At 64.9% G+C, this 21,600-nt stretch carries 17 protein-coding genes; 8 read left to right on the plus strand and 9 right to left on the minus strand.

Features of this window, described 5'->3' with window-relative positions:
* Positions 1-79 precede the first annotated feature (79 nt).
* From BLEFHOIH_RS24480 to BLEFHOIH_RS24490, 3 genes are all read right to left on the minus strand, one after another.
* Positions 80-1,807: a long-chain fatty acid--CoA ligase gene (locus BLEFHOIH_RS24480; RefSeq protein ID WP_245297180.1), complete on the minus strand. Its 1,728-nt coding sequence runs from the start codon at positions 1,805-1,807 to the stop codon at positions 80-82.
* A gap of 284 nt (positions 1,808-2,091) precedes the next feature.
* Complete coding sequence (locus BLEFHOIH_RS24485) at positions 2,092-3,030, minus strand: rhodanese-related sulfurtransferase (protein WP_088348671.1); 939 nt, start codon at positions 3,028-3,030, stop codon at positions 2,092-2,094.
* 71 nt (positions 3,031-3,101) lie between these two features.
* On the minus strand, positions 3,102-5,129 hold the full coding sequence (locus BLEFHOIH_RS24490) for a DUF4139 domain-containing protein (protein ID WP_088348672.1): 2,028 nt from the start codon (positions 5,127-5,129) through the stop codon (positions 3,102-3,104).
* A 266-nt stretch (positions 5,130-5,395) separates the two neighbouring features.
* On the opposite strand from BLEFHOIH_RS24490, the gene BLEFHOIH_RS24495 reads away from it, so the two are divergent.
* Positions 5,396-5,770, plus strand: coding sequence for a CidA/LrgA family protein (locus BLEFHOIH_RS24495; RefSeq protein WP_088348673.1), 375 nt, complete (start codon positions 5,396-5,398; stop codon positions 5,768-5,770).
* The gene (locus tag BLEFHOIH_RS24500; RefSeq protein ID WP_088348674.1) at positions 5,767-6,486 is read left to right on the plus strand and encodes an LrgB family protein; all 720 of its coding nucleotides are present in this window, start codon (positions 5,767-5,769) and stop codon (positions 6,484-6,486) included. The genes BLEFHOIH_RS24495 and BLEFHOIH_RS24500 overlap by 4 nt, the downstream gene beginning before the upstream one ends.
* Positions 6,487-6,518: 32 nt before the next feature.
* Here BLEFHOIH_RS24500 and BLEFHOIH_RS24505 read toward each other — a convergent pair whose 3' ends face one another.
* Entirely contained in the window at positions 6,519-8,063 is a 1,545-nt protein-coding gene (locus tag BLEFHOIH_RS24505; protein ID WP_088348675.1) for a HAMP domain-containing sensor histidine kinase, read from the minus strand.
* A gap of 514 nt (positions 8,064-8,577) precedes the next feature.
* Between BLEFHOIH_RS24505 and BLEFHOIH_RS24510 the strand changes: the two genes are divergently transcribed.
* Positions 8,578-9,828, plus strand: coding sequence for a glycosyltransferase family 61 protein (locus BLEFHOIH_RS24510; protein WP_170937362.1), 1,251 nt, complete (start codon positions 8,578-8,580; stop codon positions 9,826-9,828).
* 71 nt (positions 9,829-9,899) lie between these two features.
* On the opposite strand, the gene BLEFHOIH_RS24515 is transcribed toward BLEFHOIH_RS24510, so the two are convergent.
* The 4 genes from BLEFHOIH_RS24515 to BLEFHOIH_RS24530 form a co-directional block, all read right to left on the minus strand.
* Positions 9,900-10,682, minus strand: coding sequence for an arginyltransferase (locus BLEFHOIH_RS24515; protein WP_088348676.1), 783 nt, complete (start codon positions 10,680-10,682; stop codon positions 9,900-9,902).
* A gap of 308 nt (positions 10,683-10,990) precedes the next feature.
* Positions 10,991-12,232 (minus strand): threonine ammonia-lyase, encoded by a 1,242-nt coding sequence (locus BLEFHOIH_RS24520; RefSeq protein ID WP_088348735.1) that lies wholly within the window; start codon positions 12,230-12,232, stop codon positions 10,991-10,993.
* Between the two features lie 47 nt (positions 12,233-12,279).
* Complete coding sequence (hemB, locus tag BLEFHOIH_RS24525; RefSeq protein WP_245297182.1) at positions 12,280-13,281, minus strand: porphobilinogen synthase; 1,002 nt, start codon at positions 13,279-13,281, stop codon at positions 12,280-12,282.
* 376 nt (positions 13,282-13,657) lie between these two features.
* Positions 13,658-14,602 carry an extensin family protein gene (locus tag BLEFHOIH_RS24530; protein ID WP_088348678.1) on the minus strand — a complete coding sequence of 315 codons (945 nt, stop codon included), beginning with the start codon at positions 14,600-14,602 and terminating at the stop codon, positions 13,658-13,660.
* A 151-nt stretch (positions 14,603-14,753) separates the two neighbouring features.
* Here BLEFHOIH_RS24530 and BLEFHOIH_RS24535 point away from each other — a divergent pair, with 151 nt between their 5' ends.
* From BLEFHOIH_RS24535 to BLEFHOIH_RS24555, 5 genes are all read left to right on the plus strand, one after another.
* Complete coding sequence (locus tag BLEFHOIH_RS24535; protein ID WP_088348679.1) at positions 14,754-15,839, plus strand: enoyl-CoA hydratase/isomerase family protein; 1,086 nt, start codon at positions 14,754-14,756, stop codon at positions 15,837-15,839.
* 53 nt (positions 15,840-15,892) lie between these two features.
* Positions 15,893-16,795 carry a 3-hydroxyisobutyrate dehydrogenase gene (gene mmsB / locus BLEFHOIH_RS24540; RefSeq protein ID WP_088348680.1) on the plus strand — a complete coding sequence of 301 codons (903 nt, stop codon included), beginning with the start codon at positions 15,893-15,895 and terminating at the stop codon, positions 16,793-16,795.
* Between the two features lie 168 nt (positions 16,796-16,963).
* A complete protein-coding gene (locus tag BLEFHOIH_RS24545; protein ID WP_245297183.1) occupies positions 16,964-17,416 on the plus strand; it encodes a winged helix DNA-binding protein in 453 nt (150 codons plus the stop codon).
* Between the two features lie 475 nt (positions 17,417-17,891).
* Positions 17,892-19,145, plus strand: a complete 1,254-nt coding sequence (locus tag BLEFHOIH_RS24550; RefSeq protein WP_170937363.1) for a L,D-transpeptidase family protein — start codon at positions 17,892-17,894, stop codon at positions 19,143-19,145.
* Between the two features lie 203 nt (positions 19,146-19,348).
* Positions 19,349-20,749 (plus strand): MATE family efflux transporter, encoded by a 1,401-nt coding sequence (locus tag BLEFHOIH_RS24555; protein WP_088348683.1) that lies wholly within the window; start codon positions 19,349-19,351, stop codon positions 20,747-20,749.
* A 2-nt stretch (positions 20,750-20,751) separates the two neighbouring features.
* Here the strand turns inward: BLEFHOIH_RS24555 and BLEFHOIH_RS24560 are convergent, their stop codons facing one another.
* Positions 20,752-21,468, minus strand: coding sequence for a GH25 family lysozyme (locus BLEFHOIH_RS24560; RefSeq protein WP_170937364.1), 717 nt, complete (start codon positions 21,466-21,468; stop codon positions 20,752-20,754).
* Positions 21,469-21,600 lie beyond the last annotated feature (132 nt).

Raw genomic sequence — 21,600 nt, forward strand, 5'->3', positions numbered from 1 at the left:
TTTACGAAATAGGTAAAGTGGTTCGGCCCCAGGAGTGCCCCAGGGCCGGGAGGGTTCGGGTACAATCCGCCTTAGTGATCTATCTCTTCATCACTTCGGCCCTCAATTCCTTCTTCGACAGCTTGCCGACCATGGTCTTCGGCAGCTCGTCGCGGAACTCGATCTTGGCGGGCATCTCGATCTTCGACAGTTTCAGCTCCAGGAATTTCATCACATCCGCCGGCGTCGCCGCCTCGCCCGCGCGCAGCTTGACGAAGGCCATCGGCGCTTCGCCGCGATAGGTGTCGGGAATGCCGATCACCGTCACCTCCTCGACCGCCGGATGCTGGTAGATCGCCTCCTCGATGCGGCGCGGATAGACATTGTAGCCGGAGCAAAGGATCAGATCCTTGATGCGGTCGACGATATAGGTGAAGCCGTCGGCGTCCATGATGCCGACATCGCCGGTGCGGAAGAATTTGCCGACGAACGCCGCCTTGGTTTCCTCCGGCTTATTCCAATAGCCTTTCATCACCTGCGGCCCGGCGATGCAGATCTCGCCCTTCTCGCCGAGCGGCACTTCCTTGGTGGGGTCCTCCAGCGAGCGCAGCGACAGGATCGTGCCCGGCATCGGCAGGCCGATCGAGCCTTCCTTCACCGGTCCCTCGACCGGATTGCAGGTGGCGACCGGCGAAGTCTCCGACAGCCCGTAGCCCTCGACCAGAATGACGCCCGCCTCCTTCTCGAAATTGCGCTTCAGCTCGACCGGCAGCGGCGCGCCTCCCGAGACGCCCGTGCGCAGCGATTTCAAATCGTTGGGGTTCATCTTCGGATGATTGCGCAGCGCATTGAACATGGTCGGCACGCCGGGCATCGTCGTGGGCTTGGTCACGCGGATCAACTTCAGAACCATGTCGATGTCGAAGCGCGGCACCAGGATCAGCATGGCCGCGTTGGAGATGCCGCGATTCATGATCGTGGTCATGGCGAAGACGTGGAAGAAGGGCAGGATTGCCATGATGCGCTCGGTGCCCTTTTCTATATGCATCTCCCACAGGTCGGCCTGCTTCAGATTGATCGACAGGTTCGAATGGGTGAGCATCGCGGCCTTCGGCGTACCGGTGGTGCCGCCGGTATATTGCAGCACCGCGACGTCGCTGTCGGGATCGATGGGCACGCGCTTGTAATTGCCGTCATTGTCGAGGAGGGTGTCGAAACTGACGATCTTGGCCTTTTGCGCCGAGGCGTTGATCTTCACCAGTTCCTTGCCCTTGGCGAGCTTGAACAGCATGCCCTTCAGGCCCGGCAGCACTTTCGGGAATGGGCAGACGATCAGCTTCGACAGGACGCCCGACGCCAGCAGCGCCTCGGCCTTGGGGAAGATGGCTTTCAGGTCGAGCGTGATCATGATCGACGCGCCGCTGTCCTTGGCCTGATGCGCGATCTCCTCGACCGTGTAGAGCGGATTGAAGTTTACCACGATGCCGCCCGCCTTCAGGATGGCGTAGTACAGCACGGGGTAGTAGGGCACGTTCGGCAGGAGCAGGCCGACGCGGGTGCCCTTGGTCACGCCCAGTTGCTGCAATCCCTTGGCGGCCTTGTCGGCCAACGCGCCGATCTCGCGATAGGTCAGCGTGGCGCCCATGAAGGACGTGCAGATGGCGTTCGGATATTCGCTCACGGTTCGGTCGAGAATGTCGGGGAGCGGCTCGCCTTTCAGTTCGGCGTACCAATCGACGCTCTTGGGGTAGGTTCTGAACCATTGGTAGTCGCCGCTTGTCCCGGCCGCGCGGTCCATCCGAGCCGCGCCGAGCGTCGTGTCCGTCATGTTTTCCTCCCAGATGATGCCGCTCCGCCCGCCTGCTCTGTTTGGCAGCTTGGATGCGAAATGGCATTGTTGCGTCGAACTGGCCTCCTATACGGGCTGACGCCGGGCGAGCGATGAACCGGCGCTCTCTTCGCCGGCCAAACCCCTCGCCGCGCAGGGCAAAGCTGCCGCGCGCGGCGAGAAGTTTCACCTCGCGTCAACCATAAGTGACGACTTTATCATGTAGAAGCGCGCCGTCCAGTCCGTGCGGGTGCGGAGGGAGTTTGCGAGCTCAGGCTGGGGACTTACGCGCGGCGCTTGGCTCGCGGCTCCGGCGCGACGCCGATATGGCCGACACCGCGCCGCTCGGCGAGTTCGACCTGCCTCTGGCGCTCGGCGAAGCGGCGCTTCTGGTCCTCGCTCAGCGCGTCGGCGCAATGCGGGCAGCTCACGCCGGGGATATAACCCGGCGCGGCGCGGTCGGCCTCGCTGACCGGATTGCGGCAGGCATGGCAGATCTCGTAGGAGCCGGGCGCATTGCCATGGGCGAGCGTGGTGCGCTGGTCGAAGACGAAGCATTCGCCGTGCCAAAGGCTTTCATGCTCGGGGACGGTTTCGAGATATTTCAGAATGCCGCCCTTGAGGTGATAGACCTCGTCGAAGCCGCGCAGGCGCAGGAAGGCGGTCGCCTTCTCGCAGCGGATGCCGCCGGTGCAGAACATCGCGAATTTGCGCTTGCCATGCAGGTCGGTGCGGCGGTCGAACCAGTCGGGGAATTCGCCGAAAGAGGTGGTTTGGGGGTCGATGGCGCCGGGAAAGCTGCCGATGCGGGCCTCATAATCATTGCGCGTGTCGATCAGCACCACCTCCGGATCGGCGATCAGCGCGTTCCAATCCTGCGGCTCGACATAGGTGCCCGCGAGCCGGTTCGGATCGATGCCGGGGACGCCCATGGTGACGATCTCGCGCTTCAGCCGGATTTTCATGCGGTAGAAGGGCGGCGTGTCGGTGAAAGACTCCTTGTGGTCGAGATCGCCGCAGCCGGGGATGGCCCGGATATGGCCGAGCAGGGCGTCGATCCCGGCGCGCGAGCCCGCGACCGTGCCGTTGATGCCTTCGGGCGCGAGGATGAGCGTGCCGAGAATGCCCGCCTCGGCGCAGGCGTGTTCGAGCGAGGCCTTCAGCGCCGGCAGGTCGGCGAAGGGCGTGAATTTGTACAGCGCGGCAACGACGATCTGGCTCATGGCCGCAATCCACGGCAATTTCGCCCGGTCGTCAAGACCCTGCCGGGCCGTCGACGCCGGCCGCCGGCGCCTTAAAGCACCAGCGTCTTCGCAACCGTCGCGGCTTCCTCGCCCTTCGCCGCGATCTCCTCATCCAACTTGTCGCTCTCTTCCTTGACCGCGTCGAGCCGGTTCTCCTGAGTCTTCAGCGCCTCGACATAGCGGCGGCCGAGATCGGAATTGGCGCCGACCGCCTGCAGGTTCTTGCGGATGCGCTCCTGATCCTCTGAAACGCCCTTGACCTCGGCCTCGATCGCTTCGCGGCGGCGCTCGGCCCTGTTGATGTCGGCGACGATCGCGCCGAGCTGGGCCAGCGCCTGCTGCAAGGCCGGGCTGGTATTCTCCAGGCCCCGCAAGGTCGCCTCGATGCCGCCCGCATCCAGCGTATTCAGCGCGATGAATTCCTGGTCGGTGCGCTCGAGGCCCAGCGAGGCCTTCGTCGTCTGGCCCTTGGGCGCGTTCACCTTCAGCCGCAGCCGCGCGGCGGTCTGCTCGATCTTGGCCGCATCGCCGACCGGGTTCCAGCCGCTCGGGCGGACTTCGTCGATGACGACATCGCGGTCTTCCTCCTTTGGCGGGGTGATCTCGTAATCGATGCGGCGCACCGACTTCACCGACACGGTGAGCTGGCCGTTCGCCACCTTGCCGAGCCGCGTCTGCTTGATGCCATTGTCGGTACGGCGAACATCGGTCTTGGCGTCGAGCGCGAAGGTGACGAATTTCGACGTGCTCTTGGCGGTCAGCGGCAATTGCGCGTCGCCGACGAAATTCGAGCGGCCGTCGCTGGTGCGGTCATAGGCAGTGATGATGCCGGCCGGCAGGGCGCTCGCGCTGTCATTCTGCAGCAGCACAGCGGCGAGCGGGTGGCGCGCATTGGTGTCAGGCTGATAGAGCCAGGTGCGGGCGGCGGCGACCTCGCGGTCGACGAAGGGCACCATCATGGTGGAGCCGTTGGCCAGTGTCACTTTTTCCGGGAATTTATAGGAGATCTGCGTCGTGGCTTCCTCGGCCTCGGCGGCCAGCGCGGCGTTGCCCATCTCCTCGGGCATCGGCGCGGAGTCTTGGGCGATGCTCATCGCCCGCGCGGCTGGCGCCTCGGCTTTATCGGCGAGGCGGGAGTAGCGCAGAACTCCCCCCTTGGCCATCGGCGCGGGCGCGGGAACCGCCTCCTCGGCGTCATCACGGCGCGGCACGATACGCTGCGCGGTCGTCACCGGAATTTCCGGGCGCTCGACATAGAACGCCGTATAGAGCGGCTGTTTCAGCGCCACCGGATTGCCCGAAATCAGCGCCAGCTCGACATCGGCCCAGTCGCTGCCGGTCAGATTCTCGACGACGCCCCAGCCCTGCAGACGCGCCTTGCCGCCCGCATCCGGCGGCAGCACCAGCCGATAGGCGGTCTTCCAGACCGGCGCGGCGACCACATAGCTGAAGCCCACCGGCCGCGTCGTCCGCCCCAGCAGGTTGATGGCGAGCGTGCGCCGCTCCTTGGCCCGGTTCGCCGCGACGCCCTTCAGCGCCCGGTCGATCTGGTTGCGCGTATTCTCATCGTTGAAGCGGACGGCGGACAGCTCCTCGAGCACGGCCTGCACGAAGCCGCCTTCGGTCATCATGGTCAGCCGGTGCTGCACCTGCTGGCCGCCATCGTCGGGCAGCCGCGCCTGCACCTCTTCGAGCCGCAGCACCCGGCCCTTGGCGTTTACCGGCCCCTCGATCTCGATCTCCGAGCCGACCAGGGCGTTCAGCAGATTCGGCAGCGAATTCAGCGCCTCGGGCCCGAAAGGCAGGTCGCGGAACAGCTCGGCGAGCGGCGCCTTGCCGGGCAGGCTGACGCCACCGATGGCGCCTTCCTGGTCGAACACGGTCAGGCTCTTCAGCAGATCGTCCACCTGGTCGAGCCGCACCGACAGGTCGATCGTGGTGCCCGCCACGACCTCGCCGGCATGGGTGAACTGCGCCAGCCCCGCCGTCGACAACACCACCCGCTTCAGCGGCAATTGCTCAGCCATGGCGCTGCCCGAAAAACTGACGGCGAGCGCCGCGATGACGATCCGTTTCATGCGATCCTTCCAAAGTGTAGCGGCTCCCAATCCCCGCCGGGCCGGAGACCCGCGGGAGACGCCCCGGCGGGTGCCGCCGCCGGGTGCTTTTTGCGTGGCACCCATGATCCAGCAGGGACCGTTGTAAATTCTGTTGGCTGCGCAATCAATCTCTTGCCGACTATTCCGAATGCGGCGTGAATTCCGGGTGAACATCGCCCCGCTCCTGGCCTGCCGCTTGCAGGGAGCTATCCGACCGCATCTCCTTGAAAGGTAATTCAATTTCCATGCTCAACGCTCTCACTCTCATCTTGTGCTGCCAGTTGGCCGGGGAACTCCTGGTCACCGCGACGGGACTCTCCGTGCCGGGCCCGGTTTGCGGCATGGCGCTGCTGTTCGGCGGGCTGGTCCTGCGCGGCGGCATCCCGGACGATATCGGACGGCTTGCCGACACGCTGCTCGGCAATCTGTCGCTGCTGTTCGTGCCCGCCGGCGTCGGCGTAATGCTGCATCTGGAGCTGCTGCGGGCCGAGATCGTGCCGATTTCGGTGGGGCTCGTCGTCTCGACGCTGCTCACCATCGCCGTCACCGGGCTGATGATGCAGTGGCTCAGCCGCCGCGCCACCCCCGCCGCCGAGGGCAGGGACGGCAAAACGTCATGAGTGGAAATTTGCGCGAAATCTGGGTCTATCTCTCCGCCAGCCCGCTCTTGCATCTGACGCTGACACTCGTCGCCTACCAGGCCGGAAGCTGGGTCTACCGGCGCGGCAGCCTCAACCCGCTGCTCAACCCGGTGCTGCTCGCCGTGATCCTGCTGGTGGCGGCCTTGACGCTGACCGGCACCAGCTATTCCACCTATTTCGCAGGCGCGCAATTCGTGCATTTCCTGCTCGGCCCGGCGACCGTCGCCCTCGCCATCCCGCTCTACCGGCAGTTCGACCGGGTGAAGCGCTCGGCGCTGGCGGTGCTCACCAGCATCCTCACCGGCTCGCTGACGGCGTCGGTTTCGGCCTACGCCCTGGTGACGCTGCTCGGCGGCAGCGCGATCACCGCCATCTCGATCGCGCCGAAATCGGTGACGGCGCCGGTCGCCATGGGCATCTCGGAACAGCTCGGCGGCCTGCCCTCGCTGACCGCCGTGCTGGTGATCCTGACCGGCATCCTCGGCTCGATGCTCGGGCCGCCGCTGATGACGATGCTCGGCATCACCGATTGGAGCGCCCGGGGCCTTGCCATCGGCACGGCCAGCCATGGCCTGGGGACGGCGCGCGCCTTGCAGGTGAACGAGGTCGCCGGTGCTTTCGCCGGCCTCGCCATGGGCCTCAACGCGCTGGCGACCGCCCTGCTGCTGCCGCTGCTCTGGCGCCTGTTTACCTGATGCCAGGTCGCGCGCGGGACGTGGGCTGATCGTCAGCCGTTGCTCACGCGCAGCACCGCCGCCGGCGCGACGGGGGCGGCCACGGTGACGGGGATCGCAAGCCGCGGCGTCGGCTGCATGACGCGGCTGAGCGGGAAGGTGATCTTCAATTCGGTGCCATGGCGGAGGCGGCTCTTCAGGTCGAGCCTGCCGCCATGGAGTTCCACCAGCCCTTTAACGATGGGCAGGCCGAGACCGCTGCCGCCTTCATTCGAGGCCGAAGCGAGCGAGCCCTGGCCGAACGGGCTCATAACGCGGGGGATTTCCGATTCCGGTATGCCCGGCCCGCTATCCTTGACGCTGAGGAACTGCTCGCCCTTGCGGCTCATGCCGACGGTCAGCGTGATGGTGCCGCCGGGCGGGGTGAATTTGATCGCGTTGGAGAGCAAGTTGAGGCAGATCTGGCGCACGGCGCGCTTCTCCGACCACAGCCGGGGCATGGTCTCCTTGAAATTCTCGATGACCTTCAAGCCCTTGCTCTCGGCGCGCAGGCTGAGCAGGCGCTGGCAATCATCCATCACATCGGCCAGCATGACCGGCTCTTCGGCCAGTTCGTAGCGCCCGGCCTCGATGCGCGAGAGGTCGAGGATCTGGTTGATCAGGTTCAGCAGGTGCTCGCCGCTATGGTGGATGTCCTGGGCGTAGGATTTGTAGGTCGGGTTCTGCATCGGCCCTAGGATTTCGTCGCGCATCATCTCGGAGAAGCCGAGGATGGCGTTGAGCGGCGTGCGCAGCTCATGGCTCATATTGGCGAGGAATTTGGACTTGGCGAGGTTCGCCGCCTCCGCCCGGCGCCGCGCCTCGTCCGAGACCGCCTTCGCCTGTTCGAGTTCGCCGACGAGGGCGTCCTTTTCGGCGCGGTATTCCAGCATCGCCAGCACGGTCGAGTGCAGCCCGCTCGCCAGGAAGATCAGATAGACATGGATGCCGATGGCGACCGCCGCCATGGCCCAGTAGAAGGGCTGCTCAGCGAGGGCGAAGCGCAGCACCAGCGCCGTGGTCATCGGGATGGTGCCGGCATAGAGGATGCGCATCACGGTCGAGGCGAACATGGTGCGCATGGCGACGACGACCATGATCGCGGCGAAGACGAAGAAGAAGGCCGAACGCTGGTCGGCGGGCGCGAAATCGATGAAAGCGACGGCGGCCCAGGTTGTGCCGTAGAGGAATTCGGCGGCGGCCAGATAGCGGCGCCACAGTTCGCAATCGGCCTGCTTCCGGCTCAGCGCCTGGAATTTGCGGCAGAGCAGGATCAGGATACCCTTGGAGATGAAGACGGTCGCCAGCCAGAACAGCAGCTTGTCGACCGGCGCCCAGGGCAACAGGCCGACCGCCACCACCACCGCCAGCAGCGGGATGGCCAGGGAGGCCGTCAGTTCCGACCGGACGAAGATCGCCAGAAGCTCGTAGTTGAATTCGGGCCGCGTGCCGGAGCGGCTCATGAGCTTTTCGCGCGCCTGCCTGACGCGAAGGGCTGTGGTCGGGGACACCGGTTTCACGCGGGGGAACGGCATTGGCGCGGCGAGGTCGACACTCATACTACGAACCTGTTTTGTCAGCGCGAGGGGCCGCGCGTCGCGGAAGACCGGCGAGGCGGGATTACAACCCGCGAATGAAACTCGGGCAAGGCGGTCAGCCGGCCTTTCCAGCCAAAAGCCTGCCAGGGCTAATGTATCGTTGACGGGCGTCCCATAATCGGGCGTGGCGCGCACCGTCTCTCACCTGTCTCCCATATTCAAGGCCCGAAAAAGTAAATTCCGGTTTAAGCCTGACCGCAAAATCTGAACCAGCCCCCGATATTAAGGTTGACCTTTTCGCCGCCCGTCCCTCCCGGCCGCGCCGGGCCGACGCGAAAGCGCCTTAATTCGAAAGGCTTAAGCGCCAAAAGCGAAAGCGGGCCGAAAGCCGCCGCGCAATTTTAGCGAGGGTGTTTTTTCCACCAAATCAGGGCGCGCTACAATCCATGGTTTTACTTACAGAGAAATGCAGCCTTGACGCGAGTCCGGCCTGACGATACCCCTTGCAGGAGATTTCGGCATCCGGATGGACGGCATGGCTTGGCCCTCACAGAAGAGCAGTTGGCGCAGGCGCCTCAACGGCCGCTGGCTGCGCTGGGCCCTCTGGCGCACCATCTTCCGTGTCGTGCCGGTCGCGGAAAAATGGTCGTTTCCGCTGGCGAGCGTAACCGCCTCTTCGATCGCGGCGGAAAAGATCGACGATGTGGTCTCCTTCGCCGATGCCGCGTTCGACGATGCGCGGCATGGCGAGATCCTGCGCGGGGCGCGCCGCAACGACAAGATCGTCGGCCCGTCCGATGCCCGCCGCGAGCGGCTGTTCCGCCGGCAGATGGCGGTCATCCCGCGCTGCGCCGTGCTCGGCCATGTCGGAGCGGTGATCAGTGCCGCCGATGGGCGGATGCTGTCCCTGCGCGGCCACACCGTGCCGAACCGCAATCAGGCGCGCCCGAGGCGGCTGGCGCCACGCGCCTTCGATGACGGGCTGGTGACCTGGCTCGAAGGCGCCGGGCATTATTTCCACTTCTTCGCCAGCCTGCTGCCGCTGCTGACCTATCTCGAGCGCGAGCACGCCGCCAGCGAGCCGCTGACCGTGCTCGTTCCCGCCGACGGGCCGCTCTTCCAGCGGCAGGTGTGCGCGGCGGTCGCCGCCGCCTATCCGGCGGTGCGGTTCGAGGGGCTGGGGAAGGGCGAGCGGGCCGAGGTCTCGCGCTATCTCTGGCTGCACCATGCCAGCGACAATGCGGAATGGCTGCCGGTCGACCGCAAGGCGGCGGCGAGGCTCACGGGTCTGGTCCGGGCGCATTACGGGCTCGCCGAGCCGCGCGGCGGCGGCCAAATGTTCTTCAGCCGCGGCGACGCCAAGCAGCGCCGCCTGCTCAACGAGGCGGAGTTGGAGGCGGTCGCCGCCGCCAAGGGTTTTGCGCGCTTCGAGGCGCATGCCGGCAATCATCGCGAGCAGGTCCGCGCCTTTGGCGACAGCGACATGATCGTTGCGGTGCATGGCGCCGGGCTGACCAATCTCCTCTTCGCCCGTCCGGGCACCACGGTCATCGAGATCTTTCCCGAAAATTGCGTCAAGAGCACCTATCTCTGGCTCGCCTTGAAGCTGGGGCTCGACTACCGCGCCGTGCTCGGCAAGCCCGGAGATTACCATCAGGCGTTCCGCTTGCCGCCGGGAAAATTCGCCGCCGCGCTCGAGGACGCAAGCCGCTCGCGTCAGGAGCGCTTCGAGCGCCAGCCGGCCTTATCGCCGCTTGGCCTGCCCCTGCGCCGCGCCACCGGTTAAGGCGCGAATGCCGAATTGCCGCCGCGATCTCGGCGCTCTCCACCGTGGATTGCGTTGAAAAACGTTCCGCTTTAGCGGCTCGTGCCTCCGGCGGCGGCCGGGGTGGCGGCGCGGATCCAGCCATGGCGGGTCAGGCGCTCTTGCGGCATAAAGCGCGATTTATACGCCATCTTTCGCGAGCCCTCGATCCAATAGCCCAGATAAACATAGGGCAGGCCGAGATTTTTCGCGTGCTCGATATGCTCGAGAATGATGTAGCTGCCCAGGCTCCGGTCGATCAGCGCGGGGTCGTAATAGCTGTAGACCAGCGAGAGGCCGTCACTGAGGCGGTCGCAGAGCACCGCGGCGGCGAGCGGCTGGTCGCCGGTCACCGCGCTGCTGAGCAGGCGCGAGGCCGGCTTGCGCCGGTATTCGGTGATGAAGGTCTCGACGGCGCTGTCCTCGACCATCATCGAATAGTCGAAAACCGACATATCGGCCATGCCGCCGTCCGAATGGCGCGCGGCGATATAATCGCGGAACAGCGAATATTGCTCCGAGGTGGCGATGGCGGCGACGCGCTTGGTATGCAGATCCTCGTTGCGGCGGCTGATGCGGCGGAGCGAGCGGGTCGGGGTGAATTCGTCGACGACGATGCGCACGGAAACGCAGGCCTGGCAGCCGTCGCAATAGGGCATATAGGCGATGTTCTGGCTGCGGCGGAAGCCGCCTTTCAGAAGATTATCCACCATCGCGGTAGACTTGTCCGGCGTCAAATGGGTGAAAATCTTCCGTTCCAGACGCCCAGGAAGATAGGGGCAGGGCTGCGGAGCCGTAACGTAGAATTCCGGAAAGCGTCGACTCTGCTCTGTCACGTCAGACCCTCACTCCTCACCTGTGGCTTGCCGCACATAAGAACACTCTCAACGGTTCAGCTTAAGTGACAGTTGCCAGTGAAATCAAGTGCCTGAAATTTATGCGGAGAAAGCTATAACTGCTCAGACAATTTACAAACTGATATTTTTACTTATGTATCCAATTTGATTACATGGGCTTGGGGGCAGTGCGAAAACTCTCGATTTCCACCGATTGTAAGGCCTCTGGACGCGTGTTGAAAGGATTTGTTGCACGCGATTGCGGGCGGCGCGCGGCGGTCCCTCGGACCAGCTCGCGCGCACAACATCTAGTCGAGCCGGAAGACGCTGAACCCCTTGGCTTCGAGCATCGCCATGATCGAGGCCGCGTGCTTGGCGTCCTTGGTCTCGATCATCACATCGAGGGTGATGCCCTTGGCTGGGATGTCGAGGAACATCCGGCGGTGGGAAACTTCGAGAATATTCGCGCCTGCTTCTCCCAGACATGTGGCGACGCGACCGAGCATCCCTGGCTGGTCGTCGACGACGAGGCGGAGCGAGATGATCTTGTCCTCGCGCTCGAGGCCGCGCACCAGGACCGAGGCCAGCATCCGCACGTCGATATTGCCGCCCGACAGCACCAGCCCGACCTTGCGGCCGCGAAAGCGCTCGGGCTCGGCGAGCAATGCGGCAAGTCCGGCTGCGCCCGCGCCCTCCGCCATGGTCTTTTGCTGCACCAGGAAAGCCGAGACGGCCTGCTCGATCTGCTGCTCGCTGACCAGGATGATGTCGGAGACGAGCTTGGCGACGATGGGCAGGGTCAGCGATCCGGCGGATTTGACGGCGATGCCTTCCGCCAGCGTCTGGCCGCCGCAGATGGGCGTCTCGCCAGCGAGCCCGGCCTTCATCGACGGGTAAAGCTCGGTCTCGACGCCGAAAATCTCGATCGAGGGCTTCAGCTTCTTCATCGCGATGGCGCAGCCGGCGATCAGGCCGCCGCCGCCGATCTGCAGGATGGCGCAATCCAGATCCGGCTGGTCTTCCAGGAATTCCGCGCCGAGCGTGCCCTGGCCGGCGATCACATAAGGATCGTCATAGGGATGGACGAAGGTCAGGCCGCGTTCGGCGCCCAGGGTCAGCGCCATTTCGCGCGCCTCGGCGACCGTTTCGCCCGCCAGCACGACTTCGGCGCCAAAACCTTCGGTGTTGGAGACCTTCACGAAAGGCGTCTGCTCCGGCATCACGATCAGCGCCGGAATGCCGAGCCGGCGCGCATGATAGGCGACCGACTGGGCATGGTTGCCGGCCGACATGGCGATGACGCCGCGCTTGCGCTCGGCGGTGCTCAGCGAGAGGAGTTTCACCAGCGCGCCCCGGTCCTTGAAGGAGCCGGTGACTTGCAGGTTTTCGTATTTGACGAAGACCTGCGCGCCGCTCATCTGCGACAGCTTTGGCGCCGGCAGCGTGGGCGTGCGCAAAACGCGCCCACTGATGAGCTTCGTTGCCTTAAAAATATCCCGATAGCTGAGCGCGAATTCAGGCTCAGTCACGTCCGGCGCTGCCAAGGTCATGCACATGTCCCTGTGCCGCAAGGGCGCCGTGCGCGACCCTTGGGCGATTATCCGCGCTGCTCTAGCAAAAGCCGTGCCGCATCGCGGGCGAAATAGGTGAGGATGCCGTCGGCGCCAGCGCGCTTGAAGGCGAGCAGGCTTTCCAGCATCACCCGGTTCTTGTCAAGCCAGCCATTGTTGATGGCCGCCATCAACATCGCATATTCGCCCGACACCTGATAGACGAAGGTCGGCGCGCCGAAGCGGTCCTTGACCCGGCGGACGATGTCCAGATAAGGCATCCCCGGCTTGACCATGATCATGTCGGCGCCCTCCGAGAGGTCGAGTTCGACCTCGCGCATCGCCTCGTCGGAATTGGCCGGGTCCATCTGATAGGCGCGCTTGTCGCCCTTCAGCGTGCCGGACGAGCCGACGGCCTCGCGGAACGGACCATAGAAGGCGGAGGCATATTTCGCCGCGTAGGACATGATCAGCGTATTGGTGTGGCCGCCATCCTCGAGCGCCTGGCGGATGGCGCCGATGCGGCCGTCCATCATGTCGGAGGGGGCGAGCACGTCGCAGCCGGCTTCGGTCTGCACCAGCGCCTGGCGGACCAGCATCTCCACCGTCTCGTCATTGACGATCTCGCTGCCGCGCATGATGCCGTCATGCCCGTGCGAGGTATAGGGGTCAAGCGCGACGTCGCAGAGCACGCCGATCTGCGGCACGGCGGCTTTGATCGCGCGCACGGCCCGGCAGACCAGATTGTCCGGATTGACGGCTTCGGAGGCGCGCTCGTCACGCAGCGAAAGATCGGTATAGGGGAAGAGCGCGATAGTCGGGATCGACAGGCTGGCGGCTTCCTCGGCGGCGGCGACGATCAGGTCGACGGACAGCCGCTCGACGCCCGGCATCGAGCCGATCGGCACGCGCTGGTTCTCGCCGGCGGCAACGAACAGCGGCCAAATCAGATCGTCGGTGGTCAGGCGGTTCTCGCGCACGAGGCGGCGCGACCATTCGGTCTGGCGGGCGCGGCGCATTCGGGTGGCGGGGAATCCGGGCAGTGGCATGTAGGGCGCTTCGGCGACACGGTGTTTGGCGACGCTCTCGTCACCGGCAATCTTCTTATCCATTGTCGAACATCCCCTCGAAACAGGCTTGCCATTTCCTATCATCTTGCCGCCAGCGGGGCAATTCGAAGTCGCAAACCGCGAATAGCTTTTCTCGACTGCCGCCTTGACCCAGGCTTTGCTTGGCCGGTTGGATGCATTATCTACGGGCAAAGGCAGTACAGGCCCCGCCACCCTGCGCGCCAATCATGGTCGGGGCAGGAAATTAAAATGGCGTTGTCGCGGCTTTTTACCCGAATCTGCGGCGGCCTTGCGGCGAGGCGCCGGCGCGGCTTTCACACTCCATATATATGCCGCGCAATATCGCGCGCCAGGGCTACTGGCAAAAGGCACTGTGGCGGCGCTTGGCCATGTCGAGATGGAAGTGGTTTTTATGCGCGGCATTGGCTTCCGGGCCGAGCACCGTGCCGAACACCTTGCACGCCCCGTCATGCGCTTCGCGGAGGAACTGCGCCCGCTCGTCGCCCGCCGACCAGTGCTCGAGCACATTGATATGCTCGCCCTTGGCGGTGACGAATTCCGAGACGTCGATGGCGTCGGCAAAGGCGTGGTAGCTGATGCGCTGGGTCGTATCGTTGTAGCGGCTGCGGCAGACATAGGCGGACAGATGCATCAGCCGGATCACATTGGCCTGCAATAACGCCTTGGCGCGTGGCTGCACCACCTCCTCCAGCCAGCGGTCGAGCGCGGCGGCGAGGCCGCAGCTCGTGGTGGCGACCGGGCGCAGCTCGGTGCGCGGCGTGTGGTTGATATATTTCAGCGCGACCGGCGCGGGGTTGCCGCAAATGCCTTCGCGGATCGGCGCGAGCACCTTCAGCTCGAAGCCGCCTTCGGGCAGCAATTTGGCGCATTGCACCTTGGCCTCGGCGATTTCGCCGTCGCTCCATCTTTCCGGCGGCGCTTCGGGGCCGAGCGGGGCATCGGCCTTTTTCGGCGCGCGCAGCGACGGCGCCAGCGCGCGGCTCGGCAAGGGCGGAATGCCCTCCACCTCGCCCTCGCGGGACGTCGCCTCCAGCGGGTCGTCACCGCTCGGCTTGTCGCGCTCGGCGGGCGCCGTTACGGCGCCCTCCTCCTCATCGTCATCATCATCGTCGTCGTCATCATCATCCACCGCCTTCTTCGCGGCCCCGGCTTTTTCGGCCCCCGACAGATTGTGGGGACGCTTTCCCGGAAGCGAGCGGTCTTGGGCAATGGACTGAGGAGGACTGGCGAACAAGGGCAGGATCAGCGCGGCGAGAACGAGGCTTAGTCGTGCGGACATCGTAAAACTCCCGGCTGCTAACGGTTCAGCAGGGCGATCGTTTCACTTGCCCACCCTCAATCGCCATGTATAGCCTGCGCGGATTAATTCCCCGCCTGTCCGATCGGGCGACGATCGGCACAGGATTTTTCCCGCCCATTCAGGAGTTAAGATGACCGAGCCGTCCAGCCCCACCGCCGACATCATCATTCGCGAGGAGGGCCGCGCCGGATTTCTGACGCTCAACCGGCCCAAGGCGCTGAATGCCCTCACCCATGCCATGATCCGGACGCTGGAAGCACAGCGCCTGAAATGGGCGGGCACCGCGCGCATTTACGGCGTGATACTCGACGCGGTTCCGGGTCGCGCCTTTTGCGGCGGCGGCGACATCCGGGCGACCAACGACGTCGTCGACACCGATTTCGACGCCGTGGCGCAATTCTTCCGCGACGAATACCAGCATAATTGGACGCTGGAATGCTTCACCAAGCCCAATGTCGCGCTGGTGGACGGCATCGTCATGGGCGGTGGCGTCGGCATCTCGATCTACGGCACGCACCGCGTCGCCGGCGAGAAGTTGGTCTTCGCCATGCCGGAGACCAATATCGGCTTCTTCCCCGATATCGGCGCCGGCTATTTCCTGCCGCGCTTTCCCGGCGAGACCGGCATGTATCTCGGGCTGACAGGCGCCAGCATCGGGCGGGCCGACGCCTTCCAGCTCGGCTATGCCACCCATTGCATCGACGCGGCGCATTTCGACGCCATCCGCCGCGCCATGATCGAAGGCGACCCGATCGATGCGGTGCTGGGCGCGCTGCACCGCGATCCGGGCGAAGGCGAGCTGGCGCGGCACCGTCCCGCGATCGATCGGATTTTCGCCGCCGACAGCGTCGAGGCGATCCTGTCCCGTCTCGATGCCGAGAGCGGCGCCGATGCCGACTGGGCGCGCGAGACCGCCGCCATCATCCGCCAGCGCGCGCCGCTGAGCGTCAAAGTCGCCTTCCGCCAGCTCCGCGAGGGCCGGGCGATGCCGTCGCTTCGGGAGGAGCTGACGGCGGAATTCCGGCTCACCTGGCACATGCTGAGGGGGCGCGATCTGCGCGAGGGCGTGCGCGCCGCGCTGATCGACCGCGACCGTTCGCCGAAATGGCAGCCCGCAACGCTCGCCGACGTCACCGACGCGATGGTGGACGCCTGTTTTGCCCCGCTCGGTGCGGACGAGCTCAAGTTGAAGGATCATTGGACCCTGGTCGACTGACCGGCGTTATAGAGACAAAGCGCGCGCAAAGCGCAAGGGAGAGGAAACGAAGCATGGCCGCGATCGGATTTATCGGACTTGGCAGGATGGGCGCGCCGATGGCGGCCCATCTCGTGAAGGCCGGACACGCGCTCAAGGTGTTCGACCTGATGCCGGAGGGCGTCGCGCGGCTGACAGGTCTTGGAGCGCAGGCGGCGGCGAATGTCGCCGACGCGGCCTCGGGCGTCGAGGCGGTGGTGACCATGCTGCCGGCGGCGGCCGAGATGCGCGCCGTCTATCTCGGGCCGGACGGCGTGCTTGCCGCCGCCGCGCCCGGCACGCTGTTCATGGATTGCTCGACCCTCGACGTCGCGAGCGCGCGAGAGGTCGCGGCCGAGGCTGAGAAGGCCGGCATGCTGATGGTCGACGCTCCGGTGTCAGGCGGCGTCGGCGGTGCGGAGGCGGGAACGCTCACCTTTATGGTCGGCGGCGGCGCGGATGCCTTCGCCAAGGCTGAGCCGGTGTTATCGGCGATGGGCAAGGCGGTCGTCCATGCAGGCGGCTCCGGTAACGGTCAGGCGGCCAAGATCTGCAACAACATGATCCTCGGCATCTCGATGATCGCCGTCAGCGAGGCTTTCGTGCTGGCGGAGACGCTCGGGCTCGACAAGCAGAAATTGTTCGACATCTCCTCCAGGGCCTCCGGCCAATGCTGGTCGCTGACCACCTATTGCCCGGTGCCGGGGCCGGTGCCGAGCTCGCCCGCCAACCGCGATTACGCCCCCGGCTTCACCGCCGCGATGATGCTGAAGGATCTCTGCCTCGCCCAGGATGCGGCCAGGGCAGGGGGCGCCGCGACGCCGCTCGGGGCGGAGGCGGCCGAGATCTATCGCCAGTTCGCCGAGGGCGGCGGCGGCGCGACCGACTTTTCGGGCATCGTCAATTTCCTCCGCGAGCAAAAATCTGCAACTTCATAGGGTGTTTCGGCGGCCGACACGCAATTTTAGCTTGTATAATTAAGTTCAATTTAGCAAATTGCGCGCTAGGGTAGTGTCCATTCGGCGGGATCAACCTTTGAGAGGCGCGTAATGAGCGTAGTCTTGGATTACACAAGGGACGAAGCGGGGCCGGATGACCGCCCGCTGATGACCCAATATCTGGTGACCCTGAAAATCCTGGAGCGGCTTCACCGGCTGCTGCTGGACGTGGTCAAGAACGAGTTCGAGCGCGTCGGCCGCACGGATGTCAACGGCGTCCAGGCGCTTCTCCTGTACAATATCGGCGATTTCGAGTTGACCGCGGGCGAGATCCGCACGCGCGGCTACTATCTCGGCTCGAACGTTTCCTACAACCTGAAGAAGCTGGTCGATAACGGCTACATCCATCACCAGCGCTCGAAAACCGACCGGCGCTCGGTGCGGGTCCGCCTGACGCCCAAGGGCAAGGACGTCTACAATGTCGTGGACGGCTTGTTCGAGCGCCAGCTCACCATGATCGAGAAAGTCGCCGGCCTTTCGGTCGCCGATCTGAAGGCCCTCAACCAGAGCCTGTCGCGCCTAGAGCGCTTCTGGGGCGACCAGATCCGCTACCGTCTGTAAGTACGTCTGTCCATCGGCGAGGGGAGCAGCCGCAACCACCTGGCGGCCTCCCCACTGCCTATTTCCCGCACTGATCGTTGCATGAATTCAACGCCGGCCAGCGTAAGTTGTCCGAGCCCCTGCAACGCTTGCTTTATCCCGATTTTTCCCACACTTTGTTAACCACATGCCGGGAAACATGGTATCTCCTCGGGGGGGCGCCTCGCCGGTGCATGCGGCACCCGGCGGATGACGGAAATTTAAATCGAACTCAACGCAATGTGAGTTGTCGGCTCATCCAACTCGGAATAGCACCGACTTATCGCATGCGAATCGAGGGCGAAACTGTGGCGATGTCACATTTTGCCCGGATTTTTGGGGCGAATATTTTCCGGCCATGCGGGGCATAGAAGTTCGGCAAAGCGGAAAGCTGACGGGAGTGCGACAGGTGAAAGTAAAGCGTGGATTCGGGGGCCATTCTGTCCGTGCAGCCATGATGGCGGCTGCGATCTCCTTGACCGGGGTGGCGATTGCCGTGCCGGCGCAGGCGCAGCAGATGGCGTCGGCTGACGACTGGATGAAATTCGACGACGGCAGCAATTGGGATCCAGGTTTCGACCGCTCGTTCGCCCAAACCTGGGAAACGCAGCCGGCACGCGGTTTCCCGACGCTTTCGCAGGCCAATATCGGGCACATGAAGGCGGCGATCAAACGCTATGCCGACATCGTCGCCAATGGCGGCTGGGACCGCCTCCCGGACGTGGAACTGCGCCTCGGCAAGACCGACCCGGCCGTCGTCGCGCTGCGCCAGCGCCTGCGCGCCGAGGGCGACCTGAAATCCGATAGCGGCTACCCGCAGATTTTCGACAGCTACGTGGAGAAGGCGGTCAAGGCCGCGCAGCAGCGCAACGGCCTCGCCCCGAGCGGTATCGTGGACAAGCCGACCATCGCCGCCATGAATGTCCCCGCCAGCGCGCGCCTGCGCCAGTTGCAGACTAATCTGGTCCGCATCCAGGGCCTCGCCGCGCCGTCCAAGGGCCGCTATATCGTCGTCAACATCCCGGCGGCGCAGATCGAGGCGGTCCAGGACGATCAGGTGGTCTCGCGTCACGCCGGCGTCGTCGGCAAGGTCGACCGGCCGACGCCGATCCTGCAATCCAGCATCCACGAGATCAACTTCAACAAGGAATGGATCCTGCCGCCGACCGTGATCAAGGAGGATCTGGTCCCAAAGGCGCGCAGCGGCCCCAATGGCTATGAAGTGTTCTCGCGCTACGGCGTCGACGTCTACCAGGATTACGCCGCTTATCAGAAGGGCCGCACGCTCGACCCCAAGACGGTGAATTGGTCGAGCCCGAGCGCCAATAACCTGTTCTACGCGCAAAAGCCGGGCGAGGAGAATCCGCTGGGCTTCCTGAAGATCAACTTCTTCAACCCCTATTCGGTCTATATGCACGACACGCCGTCCAAGAGCATTTTCGCGCGCAATTTCCGCGCCGAAAGCTCCGGCTGCGTCCGCATCCAGAACATCCCGGCGCTCGCAGCGTGGATCCTGGAGGAGAACGGCTGGGACCTGAAGCGCGTCGCCGCGATGAAGCAGACCGGCGAAGTGCTGAACGTGGCGGTGAAGAGCAAGATCAAACTCTATTTCGCCTATGTGACCTCCTGGGCGACGCCCGACGGTCAGGCCCATTTCCGCCGCGACCTCTATAATCGCGACGGCGTCGGGGCCACGGCAACGGCTTACTGATCGACGACTTGCTTTCTGTCTTCGACTTCGCGGGCGCAGCTCCGGCTGACGCCCGCTTTTCGTTTCGGCTGCGATCGGCGCTGCAAGGGCTTGCCGCCCGGCGATGGATGCTTCGTTTTCAGCCTTTGCTGCCCAGATAGCGGGCAGAGCGTTCCCCGCCCCTATGGCGAAAGCGGAACGTACCCCGGCGACAGAGATCGATCATGGCAACGGGCACGCAGGCGCCGGATATCGGCACGCTTCGGTCTCCGCTCGAGTTGAGTTGGGGCGCGGAACTGCGTGCCACGCTCACCCTCGCCTTGCCGCTCATCATCGCACAGCTCGCACAGATGGCGCTGTTCACCACCGACATCGTCATGATGGGCTGGCTCGGTCCAAAGTTCCTCGCGGCGGGGATGCTGACCGTTTCCTTCATGCACCCGTTCCTGCTGTTCGGCATCGGCGTTCTCTCCGCCGTCGCGCCGATGATCGCGCAGGCCAAGGGCGCGGGCGATGCCGCCAGCCTGCGCCGCTCGGTGCGGCAGGGTTTTTGGGTGGCGCTGGCGGTCAGCCTCGCGATGCTGCCGGTGATCTGGAATGCGCGACCGATTTTCGGCCTGCTCGGCCAATCCCCCGAACTCTCATCGCTCGCCGAAAGCTATGCGCGGGCCGCGGTGTGGCTGTTCCCTCCGGCCCTCGGCTTCATCGTGCTGCGCGCGCTGCTCGCAACCCATGACGACACCTCGGCCTTCCTCGTCATCACACTGGTCGGCGTCGTCGCGAATGCCGCCCTGAACTATGCGCTGATGCTGGGCCATTGGGGCTTTCCCCGGCTGGAACTGATGGGGTCGGGCATCAGCACGGCGCTCGCCAATCTGCTGATGTTCCTCCTGCTCCTGGCCTATTCGCTGACCCGGCCCGCCTATCGCGCCTATACGCTCTTTGTCCGCTTCTGGCGCCCCGACTGGTCGCGCTTCTGGACCATCCTGCGCCTCGGCACGCCGATCGGCTTGATGATGATGGCGGAGGTCGGCCTGTTCGCGGTCGCGGCCCTGTTCATGGGCTGGCTCGGCACGGATGAGCTGGCCGCCCATGCCGTCGCGCTGCAACTGGCCGCCATCGCCTTCATGGTGCCGATGGGCCTAAGCCACGCCGCGACGGTGCGGGTGGGCCTTGCGCATGGGCGGCGCAGCGCCGAGGGCGTGCGCAAGGCCGGCTGGGTCTCGCTGATGATGGGCACCGGCTTTATGGCCCTGACCGGCACGCTGTTCTGGTTCGCGCCGGAACCGCTGCTCGGCCTGTTTCTGGACCCTGCCGACCCGCAGAATCAGGTTCCCCTGGCCCTCGCCGTTTCCTATCTCGGCGTCGCCGCGATCTTCCAACTGGCCGACGGCGCGCAAGTTGTCTCCGGCGCCGTGCTGCGCGGGCTCAGCGATACGGCCATGCCGATGGTAATCGCCATTGCCGGCTATTGGGGCATCGGCCTGCCGGTCGCCTATCTGCTCGCCTTCAGCTTCGAGCTGCGCGGGGTCGGTGTCTGGCTGGGGCTGGCCAGCGGCCTCGTTTCAGTGGCGCTGATCCTGTCGGTGCGCTTCAGCCTGCGGGAACGGTTCGGCTTGGTTTGAAGTCACCGCGTCCGCAGCGCTTCCAGCTCCGCCCGCGTCCCCCGGAAGGCATTCAGATCGACCGGCCCGCTGACGCCAGAGCGCGAGCCGCGATTGTGATATTGCCAAAAAACCCATTGCTGCTCGCGGAAGCGCGGCTGCCGGACGAGACTGCGGATCCAGAACCGCTCCTTGGGGAATTTCCCGGCGAGATAGGCGTCGTGGAATTCGCGGGTGGTGTAGAGGATCGGCCGCATCTTGTACTGCGCTTCCAGCGCGTCGAGCATGATGGCGATCTCGGCCGCCACGTCCGCAACGGCGGTGCTCTGCTTGCATGGGCCCATATGCTCGGCGTCGATCACCGGCGGCAGCGCGTTCGGGTCCGGCGGCACGACGCGGATGAAATTGGCGGCCTGCACCTTGCCCGGACGGCAGAGCGTGAAGAAATGATAGGCGCCGCGCAGGATGCCCGCCTGCTCCGCCGCGTACCAATTGCGGGAAAAGCGCGGGTCGTTGAAATTCTCGCCCTCGCTGGCCTTGATATAGGCGAACTGCACCCCGGCGCCCTTGAGCCGGTCCCAGTCGATCACGCCCTGATGCGCCGAGACATCGACGCCGCGGATCTCATGCGTGAAGGCCGCCGGCTCGATCAACGGGTAAACGTAATCGACCGCCAGCCAGCCGCCGACGATGATCGCCCCCAGCACCAAGCCCACCCGCGCAATTGCCCTGATCGACATGCAGCCGCCTCCCCCGGCAAACGCATATACGAAGCGCACCCGTCGCGCCACCCGCCGCGGAGCCACTTGCGCTGCCCGCGCGTTTGGATTCAGATAGGTTGCTAAGGCTTGGCGCGGCCGGCGCCGGAGACA

Origin of the sequence: Rhodomicrobium sp. R_RK_3 (genome assembly GCF_002198715.1) — a bacterium.
Lineage (GTDB): Bacteria > Pseudomonadota > Alphaproteobacteria > Rhizobiales > Rhodomicrobiaceae > R-RK-3.

What these genes read in the sequence shown, in the direction of transcription:
- BLEFHOIH_RS24480 (WP_245297180.1), bottom strand. Translation starts at nt 1,807, where the DNA reads ATGACGGACACGACGCTCGGCGCGGCTCGGATGGACCGCGCGGCCGGG.
- BLEFHOIH_RS24485 (WP_088348671.1), bottom strand. Translation starts at nt 3,030, where the DNA reads ATGAGCCAGATCGTCGTTGCCGCGCTGTACAAATTCACGCCCTTCGCC.
- BLEFHOIH_RS24490 (WP_088348672.1), bottom strand. Translation starts at nt 5,129, where the DNA reads ATGAAACGGATCGTCATCGCGGCGCTCGCCGTCAGTTTTTCGGGCAGC.
- BLEFHOIH_RS24495 (WP_088348673.1), top strand. Translation starts at nt 5,396, where the DNA reads ATGCTCAACGCTCTCACTCTCATCTTGTGCTGCCAGTTGGCCGGGGAA.
- BLEFHOIH_RS24500 (WP_088348674.1), top strand. Translation starts at nt 5,767, where the DNA reads ATGAGTGGAAATTTGCGCGAAATCTGGGTCTATCTCTCCGCCAGCCCG.
- BLEFHOIH_RS24505 (WP_088348675.1), bottom strand. Translation starts at nt 8,063, where the DNA reads ATGAGTGTCGACCTCGCCGCGCCAATGCCGTTCCCCCGCGTGAAACCG.
- BLEFHOIH_RS24510 (WP_170937362.1), top strand. Translation starts at nt 8,578, where the DNA reads ATGGCTTGGCCCTCACAGAAGAGCAGTTGGCGCAGGCGCCTCAACGGC.
- BLEFHOIH_RS24520 (WP_088348735.1), bottom strand. Translation starts at nt 12,232, where the DNA reads ATGACCTTGGCAGCGCCGGACGTGACTGAGCCTGAATTCGCGCTCAGC.
- hemB (WP_245297182.1), bottom strand. Translation starts at nt 13,281, where the DNA reads ATGCCACTGCCCGGATTCCCCGCCACCCGAATGCGCCGCGCCCGCCAG.
- BLEFHOIH_RS24530 (WP_088348678.1), bottom strand. Translation starts at nt 14,602, where the DNA reads ATGTCCGCACGACTAAGCCTCGTTCTCGCCGCGCTGATCCTGCCCTTG.
- BLEFHOIH_RS24535 (WP_088348679.1), top strand. Translation starts at nt 14,754, where the DNA reads ATGACCGAGCCGTCCAGCCCCACCGCCGACATCATCATTCGCGAGGAG.
- mmsB (WP_088348680.1), top strand. Translation starts at nt 15,893, where the DNA reads ATGGCCGCGATCGGATTTATCGGACTTGGCAGGATGGGCGCGCCGATG.
- BLEFHOIH_RS24545 (WP_245297183.1), top strand. Translation starts at nt 16,964, where the DNA reads ATGACCCAATATCTGGTGACCCTGAAAATCCTGGAGCGGCTTCACCGG.
- BLEFHOIH_RS24550 (WP_170937363.1), top strand. Translation starts at nt 17,892, where the DNA reads ATGGCGGCTGCGATCTCCTTGACCGGGGTGGCGATTGCCGTGCCGGCG.
- BLEFHOIH_RS24555 (WP_088348683.1), top strand. Translation starts at nt 19,349, where the DNA reads ATGGCAACGGGCACGCAGGCGCCGGATATCGGCACGCTTCGGTCTCCG.
- BLEFHOIH_RS24560 (WP_170937364.1), bottom strand. Translation starts at nt 21,468, where the DNA reads ATGTCGATCAGGGCAATTGCGCGGGTGGGCTTGGTGCTGGGGGCGATC.